Here is an 18915-nt window from a genome sequence, read left to right as displayed (position 1 = left end):
TGACGGGAGACAAGCTGTTCTGAGGGAGAGTGATTTTCACTGTGGAGGGGATGAGGCAACGGAAGGCTCACCTTCCAAAAGAGATGGAACTCTTTGAGTCGTCGCTGTGGTTCCAGACTTAGATGGATCAAACGTCATCGTCAGGGAAGCCGTCACCAAACCGATCAGAGCCTGAAGGAAGGTGATCTTCCCCCATCCCCCCTCCACCTGTAAAAACAGGAAGTAGTACAGCGCGGTTGCCAGAGAGGCCAAAACAGTTGGACTGGGGAGTCTGGCAACAAGATTCCAGGCAAAACGCGCCAGCAGTACAGCAATCAGAATCAAACCAATCATGGCAAAGAAACCATTATCGGCAGCAACCTGAGCGAAAACATTGTGGGCATGGGTCAAGCCATGATGAAGGCCTTCATCGCACAACCAGGTGCTGGTATTGGTGAATCCCAGCCCATAGATAAATCGATAAGTGCTTGTAAATACTGCGCCGAGGTAACATCTCAGCAAGTACAGTCTATGTAGGTCATTGCTGAGATTTTCCGGGCTTGCATAGGTCTGTGCCAGAAAAGCCCACACGGCCACTCCCAAAGCACTCAGCACGGCCAGGGCAAATCCAATCTTGATGCGTGCAACCTGACGGACAGAAGAAAAGCGTAGAATCAGCGCATCAACAGACCTGTTGAGCCTGGGGAGTGAAACAGCAAGCACCACGGCGCCCACCGAGATCAGCGGAAGGCCAAGACCAGCCCGCGACTTGGTCTGAACCACCAGAAAGCCATTCAGAAGACTGACCAATAGCCAAGCGGCAATAATCAGAAATTTTTGTTTTACCACTCGCTTCTGACTTATCCCATTCCAAAGAAAGCTCATGCTGATCGTAAAACAGGTGCCGATCAGGAAAGACGTCTGCTGAATCGAAAGAGCGCCAACAGTGAAGGTCTCTTCAGGATTTTCCATACCATGGATCTGAAGAGACACAACACTTGCAAGCGGAACAAAAATCGAAAACAAAGTGAAAAACAACTTCCATTCCGAAGCCTTGACCCGGAATGCTGCCACGAATGAAATCAGAACGAGAATATAATCATTAAGCGTAATTTCCCAGGGGAAATAACGTGCATCTGTATGAAGATAAATCCTAAGACTCATGAACAGCAAGAAAAGGAATCCAATGCTCAGCGGGTCCTTCCTGCTGCGTTTGATCAGCAGCAGGATCAGCCCCAACACCAGAGGCAGCATCTCCAGCTGGTTGGTCGCAAAAGAGTCAAGTGCTGTAGCCATTCCTGCGAATACAATCAGCATCAACCCAACGCCTTCGGTGGAAAGAAAACGAAGTGATGGATTCGGCAATTGACCTTTGCAGGATGCCTTCAATTTACCACCGTAAGCGAATCTGCCTCACTCGTCCCAGATCGACTGATTGCTTGCGCAACAGCATTCTCCAGGCTGAACAATAATGATCAACGCCATAGGGGCCGCCCATCCGCCCCCCCCAGATCTGCTCAAAGACGCTGAGCTCGGGGGGTATCTCCTCCAGCGTGCGGCTGGCTGACTCAAAATGCAGCCATTGACTTCCCGGCACAAGAACGGTGCGCTGGCCCAGGCCAGCAGCCCTCAGGCAGAAATCGACATCGCCATAGTTGATCGGAAAGCGCTCAGCAAACCCATCCAGCCGTTCCCACAGGGAACGGCGGCAAAGGCTGACGGCGGCGGTGACGGCATGGAAAGTGCGTTGCCCCCGCAAGGTCCCCCAGGGGAGCGCCTCGGGGCGTGATCCAGCCCAGGCATGGCGGGGAGCAAGATTGTCGATCGCAGTTCCAGCATGCTGCACGCTCCCATCAGGATAAAGAAGCAAGGCTCCGGCAATGCCGGTGTCGGGCCTTGCCAGGGCCTGAATCAACAGCTCAATTCCTTCGACTGCGAGTAATTCGGTATCGTCATTCAACTGGAGCAAGAGTTCGCCATGGGCGGCCGCGGCGGCCTTGTTGATGCGTGTCGTGTAGTCGTAGGGGCTGTCATCGCGTAGATGCTGCCAGCTCTTTGCGCCCAGTTGGCTCTCCACAAGAAGCCTGAGGTCCTCAAGCAAGGGGTCCGTCAATTCGCCCCCATCAATGACCACGATCTCAAGCCTGCGATAACGGCTCCGCTCCAGCAGCTTCTGCAGGCAATGCCGCACAAGAATCTCAGCCCCCCCCGGGCCGATCACCTTGCTGAAGCCTGCCGTTGGAATCAGCACACTGACCAGCGGCTGCCAACCTCGAGATGACGGTAAATCAAGCTCCTGGGAAGGTAGAGCCTCGGGCAGGCCAGCCGACGGCGCCCTCAGCAAAGGCAGGGGGACATGGGCCTGACCGCCATGGACAAGGGCCAGGTGCCGGAGAGCTTCCCTCCAGGCAGGACTGTGCTGTGGCTGCGGAAGGCTGCCCAGGTGCGCCTGAAGCCGGGCATGCACCAACACCGGCCCTTCGCCAATGCCCGTTTCGGAATCAAAGAGGGGATCCCAGAGAGGCTTCTGGCGCCAGCACCAGGATCCGGCCGTCCTGATCCAGTCATCACAGGTGACGGCCGCCGCGCCGGTGCGAACCATACGAGCGGCCATCCTGCGTAGCAGGCGCCCCTGCTGGGCTGGCGACAGCCGCCATCGGGGTGGGACCAGCAAGCGCGAGGAGGCCAGAGCAGCGTTCACCTCCTGCTGAGAAGCCCGGCAACCGGGTTGGCAGGCAAGCAAAACGATCCTGAGGCGATCGGCCCATGCGGTATTGCGATGGCGCTCAAGGCGGGGGACAAGCCGCTCAGCCAACACCCTCAACAGGCCATCGGGATCTCCGTGCAACAGCTCCGCCAGAAGCGCCATTGCTTTGGTCCCCTTCCGACCCAGCTTGCGCCAGCCCTTGCTGGGCTTGGGTCTCATCGGCTCCAACCTCGCTTCAGCCGACCCAGAAGCCTGCCGGGCAGGCTGCGGCGCAGAGCCTGGAGGCGCCCACTCAGCCGGTCCATGGCTTCGACCCGATCCAGTAAAGGCCGGTGGGCCATCAGGCCGCTGCCGAGGAAGGACTGAGGGCGGGTATCGATCTCCACCCCGGTTGTGGCCAGCCAACCATGCAGCGACTGGGTGCTGACCAGCTGCTGGCGCAGCCATTCGGCTTGTTCAGATGCGAGCTGAACCAGGGCGTCTGGTCCCTGTTGCATCACCCAGCTTGTGAAATCGGTGACGGTCAATCGGGGGATGGGGAGGCTTTCGTCCTCCAGCAGCAGCGAGGGGCGGCTCATGCGCTCCGGGGTGACCAGCACCACCGGACGGCCACGGGCCATCGCCTCGAGATGGCCCGTGCCGAAATGGCCGGGGGCGATCACCAGACGGCAGTTCGCCAGCAGGGCAGGCAGCGATCGGATCTCCGGGCGGCTCTGCAATCCCTGGGCTAGCGCATCCCCAGAGCCGCCAGGCTCCAGAGGCGGCTTGCGGGCCAGCTGAAGCGGAATCCCGTGGGCAGCCAGCGCCGACCTCAGCAGATCGAAGGCGTTCCAGTAGGCCCCTGGATCAGCGAATGGCACCAGCGACTGCTGGTGCAGGGGGTAATGGAGCCAGCCCACCGCACCATCCTTCTCCATCGGGATCGATCCCTCCAACTCAACGGCATCGAGCAGATGGGCGCGAACCGGATCAAGCATCACGACCGAGGCGGCCGGGCTGTGGGAACGGTCGCGGCTGGAGAGCCTTTGGCCCCTGAGCGGCACCAAACGGGTATCGCCCGGCCTGAGATGGCGTTGAAATCTCCCGGGTGAGTGAAGGGGCAACACCTCGGCGGTGTGATGCAGGACGGCATGGGGCACGGCTTTCTGGCGCCCCAGGGCGACAAGTCGCTCCACCGCCCGACTGTTTTCCTCGGGCACCAGGATCAGCTGGGGAGGCTCCTGAGCCCAGTGCTCGGCCAGGGATCGATCAAGCCGAAGACGTCGTTCAGCCAGGTGCCGCGCCTCCTGAACCAGCGGCGGCCAGGCGGCCAGGGCCGCCAACCAGGCCTCAGGGCCAGCCTCCGCTCCGGAGGTTGGAAGGCGGAGGGACGGCGGCGACGCCTGGTGATCGGAGAAACCATCCAGGTCATCGTTCCATCGGTAGGCGGGTGTGCCCGCAAAGAGAGCGGGCAAGGGTGCAGCCCGCTCCGACTCGAACAACCGGACCGACAATCCGGCGGCCTCAAGGGCCAGCAGTGTGAGTTCAGGATGGCGCAGTTTGCCGATCGCCAGCCAGGCCGTCGGGGAGTTGAGGTGGCCAGTCCAGCTGGAAGATCCTGGCGGCTTGTGGTCTGCACCGCCCGATCCGATCGGATCGAGAACCGGTAGACGCTCGAGGCGCGAACAGCGTCCCTCCAGGCCCGCGGCCAGGGCCAGCAGGGGAAGATCTCCAAGCTGACCGAATCGAGGGGGACGGAACGTCCTGCCGACGGGTATGGAAACGGTTTCGGCAGGGGCCAGTTGCTCAAGCCAGGACGGAAGCAAGGCCAGGGTGAGCAGGGCAGGAGCTGCCAGGTCTCCACACAGGAGTTCCTCGATCGTTGATCCAGCAGGCGACCCTGGCCCTGGCGAGCCGACCTTGGCCAGGGCCAGGGCCCAGGCCTGGAGACGTTCCTGCAGCTCCCCCCAGGGACCCGCACCGCTAGGCCCGAGCCAACGCACACCCGCTTCGAGCTGGCGACGCTCGAGCTCGGCCCAGGCCTTCAGGGAGCCGCAGTACACACAGCAGTTGTGGCTGACAGGCCGATCCTCCTGACTCCACCAACGGACTCCCTCGGGATCAAGAAGGATCAGAACCTTCATCCCCAAAGCCGCATGGCCTCATCCCGCGCCCCGAACCACTCAGCCGCCAGCGGCCCTCCCATGCGGCGATGATCCCTGAACCAAGGCCCTCCCAGGGTCCAGTGGAGCAGGGCAGGGCCGCCGTGGCCGAAGTCTGCCTGCGGTGGGGGCTGGACATCGACCAGATGGTTCCAGCGATCCGGCAGAGCGCCGATTTCATGGTCGCCCTCGAGCCAGTGGAAGCGGTGGAGATCAAGGCCCGTGGCGGTATTGACGTAGTCAGGAATCAGAGAAGAGCAGCGGTTTGTGTTGAGCATCATCATCGAGCTCCAGTTCTTCATGGGATAGGCGCTCTGCACCTCCCCAAGGAACTTGACCGTTTCGTGAGGGACATGCTCGTGCTTGACGCACATCACAGCGTAGCGGTCATCTCGAAGAGCCCAGAGTTTCGCTATGTCGTCGTAGCAGAGCATGTCGCAGTCCATGAAGATCGCCCAGCCCTGAAAGCCCATCAGCCAAGGCACCAGAAAACGGGTGAACGAAAAATCGGTGCTCTGTTTGGGATGGCGCTCACGGCTGAACACTCCGCTCAGTTGGGATGTAACGATCGGGGTGATCGCGAGCGGGATGGAGCTGTGTTGGTAGAGGCTGTCGATCAGCACATTGGTAGCGGCACGCTCACGCGCGTCGTAGCCGATGAAAACGGGGATCGGCACACCGGCGTGGGTCATGGACACCCTTGTTTCGGGAGAATGTAGCGGCGCGGGGGAGGACGGTCCCTAGGCTCCAACCATGGTCGGATCTTCCCCTACCCCTGCCGGATCAGGCGGCTTCCTGGCCGGTCTCAACGATGCCCAGCGCCGGGCGGTGGATCACCACGCCGGTCCCCTGCTGGTGGTGGCCGGGGCCGGCAGCGGCAAGACCCGGGCCCTCACCCACCGCATCGCCCACCTGATCGGCCACCACGGCGTCGACCCCCACCAGCTTCTGGCCGTCACCTTCACCAACAAGGCCGCGCGGGAGATGAAGGAGCGACTGGAGCTGCTGCTGGCCCAGCGGCTGGCTGGCAGCCAGTTCGGACAGCCCTTCAGTACCCTGCCGCCCCAGCAGCAGCGCCAGCTGCGCAACCGCATCTACCGGGAGGTCACCAAGGAGCTCTGGATCGGCACCTTCCACGCCCTGTTCGCGCGGCTGCTGCGCTTCGACATCGACAAGTACAAGGACCCCGAAGGGCACACCTGGACGCGTCAGTTCTCGATCTATGACGAATCGGACGCCCAGACCCTGGTCAAGGAGATCGTCACCCAGGAGCTGGGCCTGGATCCCAAACGCTTCGAGCCCAAGAAGGTGCGCTGGGCCATCAGCAACGCCAAGAACCAGGGCTGGCTGCCGGATCAGCTGGAGGCTGACCAGCAGGGCCAGCGGGGCCGGATGGTGGCCGACGTCTACCGCCGCTACCGTCGCGCCCTGGCCGCCAACAACGCCCTCGACTTCGACGACCTGCTGCTGCTGCCGGTGCAGCTGCTGCAGGCCAACGAGCAGGTGCGCCACTACTGGCACGGACGCTTCCGCCACGTCCTGGTGGATGAGTACCAGGACACCAACCGCACCCAGTACGACCTGATCAAGCTGCTGGTGACCAATGGCCGGGACCCCGCCGCCTACGACGACTGGCAGGGGCGCTCGGTGTTCGTGGTCGGAGACGCGGACCAGAGCATCTACAGCTTCCGGGCGGCCGACTTCACCATCCTGATGGGCTTCCAGGACGACTTCGGCGACCGGGCAAGCGACGAGGCCACCCGCACGATGGTGAAGCTGGAGGAGAACTACCGCTCCACAGCCACGATCCTGGAGGCGGCCAACGCCCTGATCGCCCACAACAGCGAACGCATCGACAAGGTGCTGCGCCCCACCCGAGGCGAAGGCGAGCCGATCACCCTCACCCGCTGCGACGACGAGATCGCCGAAGCCGAAGCGGTGGTGCACCGGCTGCGGATGCTCGAGGCCGCCCACCCCGAGCTGCGCTGGGGGGACATGGCAATCCTGTATCGCACCAATGCCCAGAGCCGGGCGATGGAGGAATCCCTGGTGCGCTGGGGGATTCCTTACATCGTGGTTGGTGGCCTGCGCTTCTACGACCGGCGCGAGATCAAGGACATGCTCGCCTACCTGCGCCTGCTGGTGAATCCCGCCGACAGCGTCAGTCTGCTGCGGGTGCTGAATGTGCCCAGGCGCGGCATCGGCAAGACCACCGTGCAGCGCCTTACCGACGCCGCAGCCCAGCTTGGGCTTCCCCTCTGGGAAGTGGTGAGCGATCCGGAGGCCGTGCGCTCCCTGGCGGGGCGCTCGGCCAGGGGGCTGCTGCAGTTCAGCGAACTGATCACGGATCTGAACCGCCGCCTCCAGGATTCCCCCCCCTCGGAGCTGGTGCAGCGGGTGATGGAGCAGAGCGGTTATGTGGCCGAACTGATCGCCGAGGGCACCGATGAGGCCGAAGAACGTCGTCGCAACCTGCAGGAGCTGGTGAACGCCGCCCTGCAGTATCAGGAGGAGAACGAGGAGGGGTCGCTGGAGGGCTTCCTTGCCTCCGCCGCCCTGGCCAGCGACGCCGACAGCAAGGACACCGAAGCCGACCGGGTGACGCTGATGACCCTTCATGCCAGCAAGGGCCTGGAATTTCCGGTGGTGTGCCTGGTGGGGCTGGAGCAGGGCCTGTTCCCCAGCTATCGCTCCCTGGAGGATCCCGCTGCCCTGGAGGAGGAGCGGCGCCTCTGCTACGTGGGCATCACCAGGGCCAAGGAGCGGCTGTTCCTCTCCCACGCCAGTGAGCGGCGGCTTTGGGGCGGCATGCGCGAGCCGGCGGTGCCGTCGGTGTTCCTCTCGGAGCTGCCGCCGGAGCTGGTGCGGGGCGACATTCCCCGCAGTGGCGGCGCGGCCCTGCGCCGCGAGCAGCGGCTGGATCGCCTCACCCGCGTCGATCGGGAGGAAAGCCAGCGGGTGGCCGCCGGAGGCAGCGCCGCGGCGCCGGCCAATGCGGTGCGGCGCCGGGCTCCCTCCAGGCCCTGGGCGGTGGGCGACCAGTTGCGCCATGCCAACTTCGGCGACGGGACGATCACCCATCTCTTCGGCAGCGGCGAGAAGATCTCGATCGCAGTGAAGTTCGAGGGGATGGGCCCGAAGATCCTTGATCCGCGCCTGGCCCCGATCGAGCCGCTGTAGGGCTGAAGCGGCCACCGTCGCCACAGGGATCGATCGTGCCGGTGTGGGCTGTGTCTTTGACCCCGGGCACAACGGCCAGCTGGGCCCAGGCCGCCCAGGCCGATACTGGGGAGCAGGTTTGTGCATGGGCGACTCTGCGTTGGACGATGCCACCGCCGACTTCCTGACCCTTCAGAGCCGCACGATCGCCTACGACGAACCGATCCAGCACCTGCTCCGCCAGGTGGTGGTCCTGGCGGCCCCCCTGAGGGTGGCCCTGGTGGGGGGGGCGGTGCGGGATCTGCTCCTGCACCGTCCCCACAGCGATCCCAGGCTCGGCCTGCCAGATCTGGATCTGGTCGTGGAGGAGAGCATCCCGGGAGAGCGACCACCGGCGGCCCACCGCATCGCCATTGCGCTGAAGCGGCAGCTGGGGGAGGCGGTGAGCCTGTTTCATCTGCACGACGCCTTCGGCACCGCCGAGCTCGAAGTCAATGGGATCCTGCTGGATCTCGCCACCGCCCGCCGGGAGCATTACCCGGAGCCGGGCAGCCATCCGGAGGTGCACTTCGGATCGCTTGAGGCCGATCTGTCCCGAAGGGATCTCTCGGTCAATGCCATGGCCATGGTGCTGGATCCCGAGGACACCTCCTCAGCCCGCCTTCTCGATCCCTTCGATGGCCGCGGCGACCTTGCCCGGCGGCAGCTGCGCTTCCTCCATTCCGGCAGCCTGCGGGACGATCCCACCAGGATCCTGCGGGCCGCCCGCTACGGCGCCAGGCTGGGACTGGATCTGGGCGAAGACAGCCTGAACCAGGTGCACACCGCCCTGGCGGAGTGGCCCTGGCGAAGTGGGTCCCTGCCAGGGCTCGGAACGCGGCTGCGCAGTGAACTGGAGCTCCTGCTGGGCCGCGAGTCGTGGGAGAGGGCGCTGATGCTCCTGCAGCAATGGAACGCCCTGGGGCTTCTCGATCCCGGGCTGCAGCACGACCGGCACTGGCGGCGCCGGCTGCACCGGGCACGGTGCCTGGCCGCCCGGCTCGAACGTCCGCCTTGGCCCCAGGACGAGTGGCTGCTGCTCGCCCTGCTGGCCCGCCTCGACGACCCCCTGTCGCTCGCCAGGAGGTTGCAGCTGGCTGGACGCTGTCAACGCCTGCTCGCGGACCTGCTGCAGTTGCGTGCCTGGGTGAACCAGGCCTCAACCGAGCTGGAGTGGCGCCCAGCGACCCTGAGCCAGTCCCTGGAGCACAAGCGTTCCAGCCCGGAGGCGGTCACTCTTCTGCTGGCGGCCTACTCGGGGTCGGAGTTCCCACCGCGCCTGAGGCGCGGACTGCTGCGCTGGCTGCTGCGCTGGCGGACGCTCCGGGCCGAACCGAGCGCCGACGATCTGATCGCCGCAGGGGAACGGCCCGGTCCCGAACTCGGCGTGCGCCTCCGGCAGCTGCGGGCCGAGCGGCTGGACCAGCAACGCTGGTGAAGCGACCGGCGCCGAACCGGCCCGCCCCCCCAGTCAGCCATTGCCATCGCGCCATCCCCGCTGCGCCAGTGGCTGCCACAGGCCGCGGGCACGAAGAATCACTTCCGCCAGCAGACGCACGGCCCCATCGCCGCCTGCCCGGGGCAGCACCCAGTCGGCCTGGCGCTTCAGGGGCGCTACCGCATCGGCAGGGCAGAGCAGCAACCCCACCACGGGCCGGACGGCCAGGTCGTTGAGATCGTCGCCGACATAAGCCGTGTGGGCCGGGGTGACCCGGAGAGACCGCTGCAGCTCGATCAGCGCCGCTGGCTTGTCTTTCACCGCGGTGAGGCAGTGGCGGATCTGCAGGGAACGGGCCCGCTGTTCGGTGGCGCCGCCCTTGCCACCACTGAGCAGGGCGACCTCCACGCCAGCCTGCTGGAGCAGACGGATCCCGAGCCCGTCACGCACATCGAAGCGCTTGATCACCTCGCCGCTCTCGCTGGTCCAGAGCCCCCCATCGGTGAGGACCCCATCGACATCGAGCACCAGCAATTCAAGATCGGTGAACCTGGAGCGGCACCACCAAGAGCCGATCAGGAGGCCGATCCACCGCCCGATGCCCCGCTGCCGGCCGGTCACAGCGTGCTGGGGGCCTCCTCCTGGGCCAGCAATGGCTCCCGGATGGCCATCAGTTGCTCCAGGAGTGCCTCGAGGCGCGACAGCGGCACCATGTTCGGCCCATCACTGAGGGCCTTCTCGGGATCGGGATGCACTTCCATGAACAGGCCGTCCACGCCGACTGCCACAGCCGCCCTGGCCAGGGGCGCCACGAATTCCCGCTGGCCTCCGCTGCTGCTGCCACGCCCGCCGGGCTGCTGGACCGAGTGGGTGGCGTCGAAGATCACGGGACATCCCAGGGCGCGCAACTGGGGGAGGCTGCGGTAGTCCACCACGAGGGTGTTGTAGCCGAAGCTGGAGCCCCGTTCCGTCAACCAGAGGTTGTCGGCCCCAGCGTCCCGCATCTTGTTCACCACCGCGGCCATGTCCCAGGGCGCCAGGAACTGGCCTTTCTTGATGTTGATCGTCTTGTCGGTGCCCCGCACGGCCTCGACGGCAGCGAGCAGCAGATCGGTCTGCCGACAGAGGAAGGCAGGGATCTGCAGCACATCCGCCACGGCCGCCACCGGCTCCGCCTGCTGACTTTCATGGATGTCGGTGAGCACCGGCAGGTCGAATCGACGCTTCACCTCCGCCAGCACCGCAAGGCCCTCCGCCATCCCGGGGCCGCGGAACGAGCCGCCGGAGCTGCGGTTGGCCTTGTCGAAGCTGGCCTTGAACACGTAGGTGATCCCGAGTCGCTCGGTGATGGCTTTGACAGTCTCCGCCACCTCGAACACCAGCTCAGGGCTCTCGATCACGCAGGGACCGGCGATCAGGGTGAAGCGCATGGCGGGGACTGAGCGGTGTGCAGGCAGGGCGAAACTCCCATGCGTCCGAACGATACGCAGGCCCCAGCAGCGAGAAATCGATCACGACAGCAGGAGACGACGCAGGCGCGCCAGCCATTGCCGCCAGCGCAACTGCCAGAGCCGGGGGGACCGCAGAGCCTCCAGAGCAGGAGAAGCTCCGGCTGGGGCGTCGTTCCTCTGAAGCCGATCCCAGTGACCGTCGATCTCCTCGAGAGCCCCCTGCCAGCGCTCCTGCAGGCGGGTTTCGCAGCTCTCAGTCAGGCGGAGAGCCAGCTGGGCGGGGTCAGCGCGCCAGGAGGCGGGATCGGCCGCCGCCGCTTCAATCCTCTCCAGATCAGCCGGCAGGGTGCCGCTGCCGATCTGGTGGCCCACCGACCCGGGGTCGATCAGATCGGCCAAGGCGTGATTGAGGCTGCTGAACACAACGCATCCGCAGGCCATGGCCTCCAGGGGCGGCAGGCCGAAGCCCTCCGTCACCCCGCGGCCCCGCCAGTAATCAGCGGAGTCGTAGAGGTAGACGCGGGCTCGGTTGAACAGGCCCACCAGATCATCGACCCAGCCCTGCTGCACCTCGACGCGAAGGCCCCGGCTCCGCAGGGCGGGCACGAGCTGGTGCAACACATAGGCACTGGTTTTCCGGGCCTGCACCAGGACATCGATGTCGCGCTCCAGGCCCTGATCACGCCACTGGGGCTCCAGGGCATTGGGCACCAGGAACAGCGGGTTGCGGGAGGCCCGATCTCCCCAGTAGCCCAGGGTGTTGCGGCTCACGGCCAGCACCGGCACCCCGTGGGGAAGGTCAAAGCCATAACCGCTGCTGTGGGCGTGATACGCGACGGGCCGACCGCGCAACCGGCGCAGGAGGCGAGGCACGTCGAAGCCCCAGCTGACGATCCACAGGGCGGCTCCCGGAGCCGATTCATCCCGCAGCAGATCGTCCAGGAACGGACGGCCTGCTTCCCGTTGGCGGTAAGTCACCAGCTCGGTGGGCCTCAGTCCGGCTGTGAGCCGGATCGACTGGAGTTCGACCTGCAGGCCTCCGCAGCGGAACTTGCCGGTGGTTCCGGGCAGCAGAAATCGGAGCGGTCGCACGGGAAATGGGCGGGCTGTGGCTGACTCTGACGCAGCCTGGCCCTGGCTCAGGCCGCGACCGCTTCGGTGCTCCCGGTGCGCTGACGACGGGTGAGGAAGCCGAAGAGCACCTTGCCGATGGCCGCCACCAGGTTGCCCTCCAGCTCCTGGAACATCACCATGTTGAGGTGGAAGGCATGGTTGGCCTCCGCCACGATGCGATCGGCCATGGCCTGATCGATCGGCAGCTGATCAAGGCTGGTGCGGTAGTTGGCCTTGAATCCCTTCTCATCGGGGATGGCGTCGAATTCATAGAAACGCAGGCCATCGTGATCGCCCAGATTCATCGCCTTCTGAGCGATGTTCTTGAGGATCTGACCGCCGGAGAGATCTCCGATGTAACGGGTGTAGTGGTGACCCACCAGCAGCTCGGGGGATTCGGCCGCCACCTGATGCAGACGGGCCACATAGGCCTCCGCGCCTGGGGTGGGGGTCACCTGCTGACGCCAGTCGGAGCCGAAGTAGAAGGCCAGGTCGGCCTCCAGGGCTCCGCGGCGGTTGAGGGCATCACTGGCGATCGGGCCCACGACGGGGTGGCCCTTGAGCTTGCCGATCTCCTCTTCCATCGCGCTGTACACGAAATAGAGGTCGGCCACCAGCTTGCGGTAGCTGATCTTGTCGACCACTCCCTTGAGGAAGCAGGTCACGAAGCCGGTGTTCTCGGCCATCGTGTGCGCTTTCTTGGTTCCTTCGCGCAATTGGGACGCCAGATCGACAGCCATCTCAGCCGGGGTGCTGTTTGTACGGAACAGTCAAAGTAGGGCTGATTGTGGACGGAAGTCCCGCATTGGTTGCGAAGGTTTAAGCGGCCTGCTCCTGCTGATCAGGGTCACGCGCCAGCAGGGTGAACAGCTCCCGGCAGACCTGCTGCAGCTTCTCCACCACGTCGGACTGGGGAAGATTCGCTCCACTGGGGCACCAGTCGCCCACCGTGGCCAGCCGCCACTGCTCCCCCTGGAAGGTCATGCCGCTGAGCACCACCCCCAGCAGCCGCGGTGGTCCCTGCTCGGGTGCGGGGGCCGCCGCGAGGCGCAGCTGCATCAGCAGGCTGCGGCATTGCAACCGCGGGCTCCAGCCCGGGAAATGGAAAGCCAGGTCCACCGACTCCTCCTCCTCGAAGTGACGGGTCACCGGGTCGTCACGCCAGGGGGTGAGATTGGCCTTTGCATCGGGGAAATGACGCCTGAACAGACCGGCCGCGGAGGCGATGGCCCGGGCCATCTCCGGACTGCGGGCCAGGTCTGCCGCATTCATGGCGTTTCCCCTGAGCAGAAGTGCGGATCGGGCTGAACCTAGGCTCACCCAACGATTCCATGCTGCAGCGTGCCGCAGGCCGCTGCGGGAAATGGTCGGCGGATGACCACGGGGAGACCCCGCTCATCCGGAATCACATCGCGTTACCTGCCGCCGATGGCGTCCACACCAGCTCCCGCTTACGACCAGCTGACCCCCCCCAGCAGTGGCACCGCCATCCGCTTCGAGAAGGGGTTGCCGGTGGTGCCGCCCGATCCGATCATTCCCTTCATTCGCGGCGATGGCACGGGCGTGGACATCTGGCCCGCCACCCAGCGGGTGCTGGATGCGGCGGTGGCCAAGGCCTATGGCGGTGAACGCCGGATCGAGTGGTTCAAGGTGTTCGCCGGCGATGAGGCCTGCGAGCTCTACGGCACCTACCAGTACCTGCCCCAGGACACCCTCACCGCCATCGAGCAGTACGGAGTGGCGATCAAGGGACCACTGACCACGCCGATCGGCGGAGGCATCCGTTCGCTCAACGTGGCCCTGCGCCAGATCTTCGACCTCTACTGCTGCGTGCGCCCCTGCCGCTACTACACCGGCACGCCCAGCCCCCACAAGCGGCCCGAAGACCTCGACGTGATCGTCTACCGGGAGAACACCGAAGACATCTACATGGGGATCGAGTGGGAGGCCACCGACCCGGTGTGCGTGGAGCTGATCGCCCACCTCAACGACGTGGTGATCCCGGCCAACGGAAAACTCGGCAAGCGCCGCATCCCCGACGGCTCCGGCATCGGCATCAAGCCGGTGAGCAAAGCCGGCACCCAGCGCCACGTGCGCAAGGCGATCCAGCACGCGATGAAGCTCGAAGGCGCCAAGCGGCACGTGACCCTGGTGCACAAGGGCAACATCATGAAATTCACGGAAGGGGCTTTCCGTGACTGGGGCTATGAGCTGGCCACCAGCGAATTCCGTGACGTCTGTGTGACCGAGCGGGAGAGCTGGATCCTCGACAACCTCGCCCGCAACCACTCCCTCTCCATCGAGGACAACGCCCGGCTGATCGAGCCCGGCTACGACAGCCTCACCCCCGAGAAGAAGGCCGCCGTGGACACCGAGGTCAAGGAGGTGCTGGCCGCCATCGGCGAAAGCCATGGCTACGGCAAGTGGAAATCGATGGTGCTGGTCGACGACCGCATCGCCGACAGCATCTTCCAGCAGATCCAGACCCGGCCCCAGGAGTACTCGGTGCTCTGCACCCTCAACCTCAACGGCGACTACATCTCCGATGCCGCCGCAGCGGTGGTGGGAGGCCTGGGAATGGCGCCCGGGGCCAACATCGGCGATCGCGCGGCGATCTTCGAGGCCACCCATGGCACCGCCCCCAAGCACGCCGGCCTTGACCGCATCAACCCCGGCTCGGTGATCCTCTCCGGCGTGATGATGCTGGAGTATCTGGGCTGGCAGGAAGCCGCCGATCTGATCACCCGGGGCATCGGCACCGCGATCGTGAACGGCCAGGTCACCTACGACCTCGCCAGACTGATGGAACCCCGTGTGGAGCCGGTCAGTTGCTCCGGCTTCGCCGAAGCGGTGATCGGCCACTTCGATCCCTGAGCTCCGGCTCCAGTGCCCCGGCCCCCAGCGATGACCGTCACCCAGCCCGACCATCCCTTCCTCACGGCCGGCGCTGTCGCCACCGACCCCTGCATCCACTGCGGCTTCTGCCTGCCGAGCTGCGCCAGCTACCGGGTGCTGGGCAGCGAGATGGATTCGCCCCGCGGGCGGATCCACATGCTCAAGGCGATTGATCGCGGCGAGCTGAGCCTCGACGCCACCGTGGCGAGCCATTTCGACAGTTGCCTGGGGTGCCTGGCCTGTGTCTCGGCCTGCCCCTCCGGTGTCCGCTACGACGAGCTGATCGCCGCCACGCGGCCCAGGCTGAATGCGCCCGAGCTGCGAACCCCCTGGCAGCGAAGCTTCCGGGCTCTGCTGTTCCAGCTCCTCCCCTACCCCGCGCGCCTGCGGGCACTCCTGCAACCTTTGCGGCTCTATGCGGGCACACCCCTGCAGGCCTGGGCCCGCCGCAGCGGTCTCACCCGCCTGCTCGGCCCCCAGCTTGAGGCGATGGAGCGGCTGCTGCCGGCCCTGCAACCCGAAGCGTTTCAGCCGTCGGCGCCCGTGCTGATCCCCGCCCAGGGTCAGCGCCGCCATCGGGTGGGCCTGGTCACGGGCTGCGTGCAGCGGCTGTTCGATCCGGCGGTGAACCGCGCGGCGATCGAGCTGCTCAGCGCCAATGGCATCGAGGTGGTGATCGCCCCCGAGCAGAACTGCTGCGGCGCCATGACCCACCACCAGGGGGAACTGGAGCAGACCCGGGCCCTGGCCAAGGACCTGCTCAGCAGCTTCGAGGCGGTGATCGGCCCGGGCCGGGCGGCGGGCCCCGAGCCCCTCGATGCGGTGCTGGTGGCGGCCTCCGGCTGTGGCCACACCCTCAAGCAGCTCGACGCGATCCTGGCGGAGGAGCCGGAATGGGCGGTACGGGGCAGTGCCTTCGCCGGCCAGGTGGCCGACATTCAGGAGTTCCTGCACCGGGTCGGACTCAGCCCCGGCTTCATGGATCGGCTCCAGCCCCTGCGCCACAACGACGGCAGCCCCGCCAGCGCCGATCGCCCCCTGCGCCTGGTTTATCACGATGCCTGCCACATGCTCCATGGCCAGGGATTGGGCCAGCAGCCCCGCCAGCTGCTGCGCCAGATCCCCCACGTGCGGATCGTGGAGGCGGTGGAAGCGGGGGTGTGCTGCGGCAGCGCCGGCATCTACAACCTGGTCCAGCCCGATGAAGCGGCCGAACTGGGCCGGATCAAGGCCGCTGATCTCAGCGGCAGCGGCGCCGATCTGGCCGTGAGCGCCAACATCGGCTGCACCTTGCAGATCCGCCAGCACATGGACGGCACGACCCGCCCGATCCCCGTGGCCCATCCGGTGGAGCTGCTGCTGCGCAGTGCCAGCGGGGCCTGACGCCCCAGCTCAGGCGTCGCGGCCGGCGGTGTCCATCAGTTGCCAGGCATGGCGGAGGGTGTCCCCATGGCCGAGGTTGCCAGGAACGGTGAGCAGAGGCATCCGGGGGAAGCGGGCATGCTCGGCGGGCAGGCGCAGCAGTGAGAGGCCTGGCAGCAGTTGCCCCTCCAGCCGCAGTGAGGGCAGGGCCAGGCCATCGCGCAGCAGGGTCTGGCTGGTGGTGCCGCCCTTGCTGATCAGAAAGCTCAACTCCCGCGGCAGCCCCGCGGCGAGGCGGCCCATCAGGCCCGCCAGGGTGTGCGACAACCGCTGGCGCTCGCCGTGGTCGTGGCAGGGCCTCTCGCCGCGGCTGGTGAACAGCACCGGCGTGCGCCCCGACAGCCAGGCACGCTCCAGCGGCTCCTGCAACTCCTGGCGCAGCGGCTCGAGCGCCCGATCCGCTTCCTCCCGCCGGACCGTCACCAGCACCCGATCCACAGGAAGCTCCACCCCGACGCAAGCGGGCTCGGCGAGCAGATGGTGAAGCTGCTGATCGCTCAGGGGCACATGGGATCCCACCAGCACGGCGCCGGGGGCCGTGCCCCGGCGCAACCGGGCCAGTTCTGCAGGCGTCAACGGCTGGGGTGGCAGCGCCGCCAGGGACTGCAACAGGCTCGCCGCCGACTGGACCAGCAACCGCCTGAACGGCAGCACCTCCCGCATCGCCCGCGCCATGGCATCCAGATGCTCGGTGCGTTGCGCATTCACCACCACCAGGGGGTTGCCGCGCAGGGCGAGCAGGCGCTCCACCAGGGCCTTGTGGCTCTCAGGCTCGAGTTCAGCCAGGGTGATCTGCTGCACCGCCTCGGCTCGGCGTTGGCCACCACTCTTGTGCTCCACCCAGGCGGGCAGATGACTGGTGGGGTACCCGAAGCGGGCATCGGCGGCGAAGGCCGAGCGGTGCACCGGCTCGCCGTGGAGAAGGTGCACCCCGTCCACCGTGGTACGCCCCCCCTCCAGGAAGGCGGGCACGAGCAAGGTGGCATCGAAGGGGCCGAGCTCCGCGTCGATCCGATCGATCTCCAGGGGGAAATGGCCGCGCAGGGTGGAATCGCCCCGGCTCACCAGCAGCCAGGAGCCGGGGCCTGATTCGCCTGGTATCTCGCCGACGGCCCCCCGCAGAGCCCGGCAGATGGACGTCACCCGCTCCGCCGCCTGCTGAGGCTCGAGCGCCCGGGTGTCGCTGAGCAGGAACAGCAGGGGAGAGGGGTCACGCAGGGCCCGCCGGAGGGTGGGGGGATCCCAGCGCAGCAGCAGGGGACAGCCATGCACCGACTGAGATCCGGTGGGGTCGTCATCCAGAACGATGATCTTCAATCCAGCGGCTGCGGGGGAGGGCCAGGAGGCCATGGCACCATCGTGCCGTGATCACCCCTGAGCCCCACCATCTGGCTGATCTCCTGCGTGAGTTGCACGCGGAGGGCACCCCCTGGCTGCCCGCCGGCAGCGGCAGCCGTCTGCACTGGGGACCGCCGGTGCGTGACACCGCCACGGTGGTGAGCACCCAGCGGCTGAACCGCATCGTTGACCACGCCGTCGGGGATTTCACGGTGACGGTGGAGGCCGGCACCCCGTTGCGGGAGCTGCAGGAGGTTCTGCGGCGCGAGAACCAATGGCTCACCATCGACTGGCCCTGGGGCAGCGATGCCGACGGCAACGGCGCCGGCAGCGTGGGCGGCCTGGTGGCCCGTGGCCTGGCCGGGGGCCTGCGCCAGCGCTACCTGGGCGTGCGCGACCAGCTGATCGGCATCGGCCTGCTGCGGGCCGATGGTGTGGCCGCCCACGCCGGCGGGAAGGTGGTCAAGAATGTGGCCGGTTACGACCTGATGCGGCTGTTCACGGGCAGCTGGGGTTCCCTCGGCCTGATCACGGAGGTGACCCTGCGCACAAGCCCCCAGCCACCGGAGCGCCGGGGCCTGCTGCTGCAGGGGGGGCTCGCGCCCCTCGATGAGCTGCGCCGCTGGCTGCTTCGCTCCAGCCTCACCCCCGAACTGATCGACTGGTGGAGCCCCTCCCTGGCCAAACAGGCCGGGGCCGACCCCCAGCACTCCCTGCTGCTGGGGCTGGCCAGCGTCAGTGATGCTGCCCTGCGCGCCCAGTGCCTGGAGATCCGCACCCGGGGCGACCAGCTGGGTCTGCGCGGGCAGCCCCTGGATCCGGAACGGCTGGAGGCCCTGCGGGCCGTGGCCCTCGGCCGCCCGGAACCCGGCGGGTGGTTGCTGCGCCTGGGGGTGCTTCCCGCCCAGACGAGTGCGCTGCTGGCGGAGCGGGTGCTGCGGGACCTGCCTGTGGTGCTGGGGGCCGGCAGCGGCCTGGGGGATAGCTGGGCCGGAGCCGATCTGCCCGCGTACCGGGTGGAGGAACTGCGGCGCTGCTGCGTGGCTCGCGGCGGGGTGCTCACCGTGCTGCAGCAGCCGCAGAGCGCCAGCCTGCTGCCGGCCTGGGAGGACGCCCCCTCGAGGCCGCTGATCGAGGCGGTGAAGGCCCAGTTCGATCCGAAACAGCAGCTGGCCCGCGGCCGGCTGCCAGGCGTGCGCGATCCCCATCAACCCTGACGCGCACCCATCGGCA

General features: G+C 66.5%; 15 protein-coding genes. 5 read left to right on the top strand and 10 right to left on the bottom strand.

Features of this window, described 5'->3' with window-relative positions:
• Window positions 1–36: 36 nt before the first annotated feature.
• From FPZ61_RS12070 to FPZ61_RS12055, 4 genes are all read right to left on the bottom strand, one after another.
• Window positions 37–1368, bottom strand: coding sequence for a hypothetical protein (locus FPZ61_RS12070; RefSeq protein ID WP_185466837.1), 1332 nt, complete (start codon window positions 1366–1368; stop codon window positions 37–39).
• A gap of 1 nt (window position 1369) precedes the next feature.
• Window positions 1370–2170 carry a glycosyltransferase gene (locus tag FPZ61_RS12065; RefSeq protein ID WP_185466836.1) on the bottom strand — a complete coding sequence of 267 codons (801 nt, stop codon included), beginning with the start codon at window positions 2168–2170 and terminating at the stop codon, window positions 1370–1372.
• 731 nt (window positions 2171–2901) lie between these two features.
• A complete protein-coding gene (locus FPZ61_RS12060; RefSeq protein WP_185466835.1) occupies window positions 2902–4809 on the bottom strand; it encodes a hypothetical protein in 1908 nt (635 codons plus the stop codon).
• On the bottom strand, window positions 4806–5519 hold the full coding sequence (locus tag FPZ61_RS12055; RefSeq protein WP_185466834.1) for a glycosyltransferase: 714 nt from the start codon (window positions 5517–5519) through the stop codon (window positions 4806–4808). The genes FPZ61_RS12060 and FPZ61_RS12055 overlap by 4 nt, the downstream gene beginning before the upstream one ends.
• A gap of 61 nt (window positions 5520–5580) precedes the next feature.
• Between FPZ61_RS12055 and FPZ61_RS12050 the strand changes: the two genes are divergently transcribed.
• Entirely contained in the window at window positions 5581–8007 is a 2427-nt protein-coding gene (locus FPZ61_RS12050) for a UvrD-helicase domain-containing protein (protein WP_185466833.1), read from the top strand.
• 124 nt (window positions 8008–8131) lie between these two features.
• A complete protein-coding gene (locus FPZ61_RS12045) occupies window positions 8132–9463 on the top strand; it encodes a CCA tRNA nucleotidyltransferase (RefSeq protein WP_185466832.1) in 1332 nt (443 codons plus the stop codon).
• A 33-nt stretch (window positions 9464–9496) separates the two neighbouring features.
• Here the strand turns inward: FPZ61_RS12045 and FPZ61_RS12040 are convergent, their stop codons facing one another.
• The 5 genes from FPZ61_RS12040 to FPZ61_RS12020 all read right to left on the bottom strand — a co-directional run bounded on the left by FPZ61_RS12040 (window position 9497) and on the right by FPZ61_RS12020 (window position 13299).
• Window positions 9497–10051, bottom strand: a complete 555-nt coding sequence (locus tag FPZ61_RS12040) for a KdsC family phosphatase (RefSeq protein ID WP_370593445.1) — start codon at window positions 10049–10051, stop codon at window positions 9497–9499.
• 29 nt (window positions 10052–10080) lie between these two features.
• Window positions 10081–10893: a 3-deoxy-8-phosphooctulonate synthase gene (gene kdsA, locus FPZ61_RS12035; RefSeq protein ID WP_185466831.1), complete on the bottom strand. Its 813-nt coding sequence runs from the start codon at window positions 10891–10893 to the stop codon at window positions 10081–10083.
• An 81-nt stretch (window positions 10894–10974) separates the two neighbouring features.
• The gene (locus tag FPZ61_RS12030; protein ID WP_185466830.1) at window positions 10975–12006 is read right to left on the bottom strand and encodes a glycosyltransferase; all 1032 of its coding nucleotides are present in this window, start codon (window positions 12004–12006) and stop codon (window positions 10975–10977) included.
• A 47-nt stretch (window positions 12007–12053) separates the two neighbouring features.
• Window positions 12054–12767, bottom strand: coding sequence for a heme oxygenase (biliverdin-producing) (locus FPZ61_RS12025; RefSeq protein ID WP_185466829.1), 714 nt, complete (start codon window positions 12765–12767; stop codon window positions 12054–12056).
• Between the two features lie 79 nt (window positions 12768–12846).
• Entirely contained in the window at window positions 12847–13299 is a 453-nt protein-coding gene (locus tag FPZ61_RS12020; protein ID WP_185466828.1) for a hypothetical protein, read from the bottom strand.
• A gap of 156 nt (window positions 13300–13455) precedes the next feature.
• Between FPZ61_RS12020 and FPZ61_RS12015 the strand changes: the two genes are divergently transcribed.
• Both FPZ61_RS12015 and FPZ61_RS12010 read left to right on the top strand, forming a co-directional pair.
• Window positions 13456–14901, top strand: a complete 1446-nt coding sequence (locus FPZ61_RS12015; protein ID WP_185466827.1) for an NADP-dependent isocitrate dehydrogenase — start codon at window positions 13456–13458, stop codon at window positions 14899–14901.
• Between the two features lie 30 nt (window positions 14902–14931).
• Complete coding sequence (locus FPZ61_RS12010) at window positions 14932–16305, top strand: (Fe-S)-binding protein (RefSeq protein WP_185466826.1); 1374 nt, start codon at window positions 14932–14934, stop codon at window positions 16303–16305.
• A gap of 9 nt (window positions 16306–16314) precedes the next feature.
• Here FPZ61_RS12010 and FPZ61_RS12005 read toward each other — a convergent pair whose 3' ends face one another.
• Complete coding sequence (locus FPZ61_RS12005) at window positions 16315–17694, bottom strand: four-carbon acid sugar kinase family protein (protein ID WP_185466825.1); 1380 nt, start codon at window positions 17692–17694, stop codon at window positions 16315–16317.
• Between the two features lie 14 nt (window positions 17695–17708).
• On the opposite strand from FPZ61_RS12005, the gene FPZ61_RS12000 reads away from it, so the two are divergent.
• Window positions 17709–18899 carry an FAD-binding oxidoreductase gene (locus FPZ61_RS12000; protein WP_185466824.1) on the top strand — a complete coding sequence of 397 codons (1191 nt, stop codon included), beginning with the start codon at window positions 17709–17711 and terminating at the stop codon, window positions 18897–18899.
• The last annotated feature ends 16 nt before the right edge of the window (window positions 18900–18915 follow it).

This window comes from Synechococcus sp. BSA11S, from assembly GCF_014224355.1.
Classification (GTDB): domain Bacteria; phylum Cyanobacteriota; class Cyanobacteriia; order PCC-6307; family Cyanobiaceae; genus Regnicoccus_A.
Note: the sequence above shows the minus strand (reverse complement) of the source record. Positions and strands in the feature narration are given on the sequence as shown.

Bases quoted from the DNA above. Each gene is read 5' to 3' on its own strand.
- FPZ61_RS12060 (WP_185466835.1), bottom strand. From the start codon at position 4,809: ATGAAGGTTCTGATCCTTCTTGATCCCGAGGGAGTCCGTTGGTGGAGT.
- FPZ61_RS12055 (WP_185466834.1), bottom strand. From the start codon at position 5,519: ATGACCCACGCCGGTGTGCCGATCCCCGTTTTCATCGGCTACGACGCG.
- FPZ61_RS12050 (WP_185466833.1), top strand. From the start codon at position 5,581: ATGGTCGGATCTTCCCCTACCCCTGCCGGATCAGGCGGCTTCCTGGCC.
- FPZ61_RS12045 (WP_185466832.1), top strand. From the start codon at position 8,132: ATGGGCGACTCTGCGTTGGACGATGCCACCGCCGACTTCCTGACCCTT.
- kdsA (WP_185466831.1), bottom strand. From the start codon at position 10,893: ATGCGCTTCACCCTGATCGCCGGTCCCTGCGTGATCGAGAGCCCTGAG.
- FPZ61_RS12025 (WP_185466829.1), bottom strand. From the start codon at position 12,767: ATGGCTGTCGATCTGGCGTCCCAATTGCGCGAAGGAACCAAGAAAGCG.
- FPZ61_RS12020 (WP_185466828.1), bottom strand. From the start codon at position 13,299: ATGAATGCGGCAGACCTGGCCCGCAGTCCGGAGATGGCCCGGGCCATC.
- FPZ61_RS12015 (WP_185466827.1), top strand. From the start codon at position 13,456: ATGGCGTCCACACCAGCTCCCGCTTACGACCAGCTGACCCCCCCCAGC.
- FPZ61_RS12010 (WP_185466826.1), top strand. From the start codon at position 14,932: ATGACCGTCACCCAGCCCGACCATCCCTTCCTCACGGCCGGCGCTGTC.
- FPZ61_RS12005 (WP_185466825.1), bottom strand. From the start codon at position 17,694: ATGGCCTCCTGGCCCTCCCCCGCAGCCGCTGGATTGAAGATCATCGTT.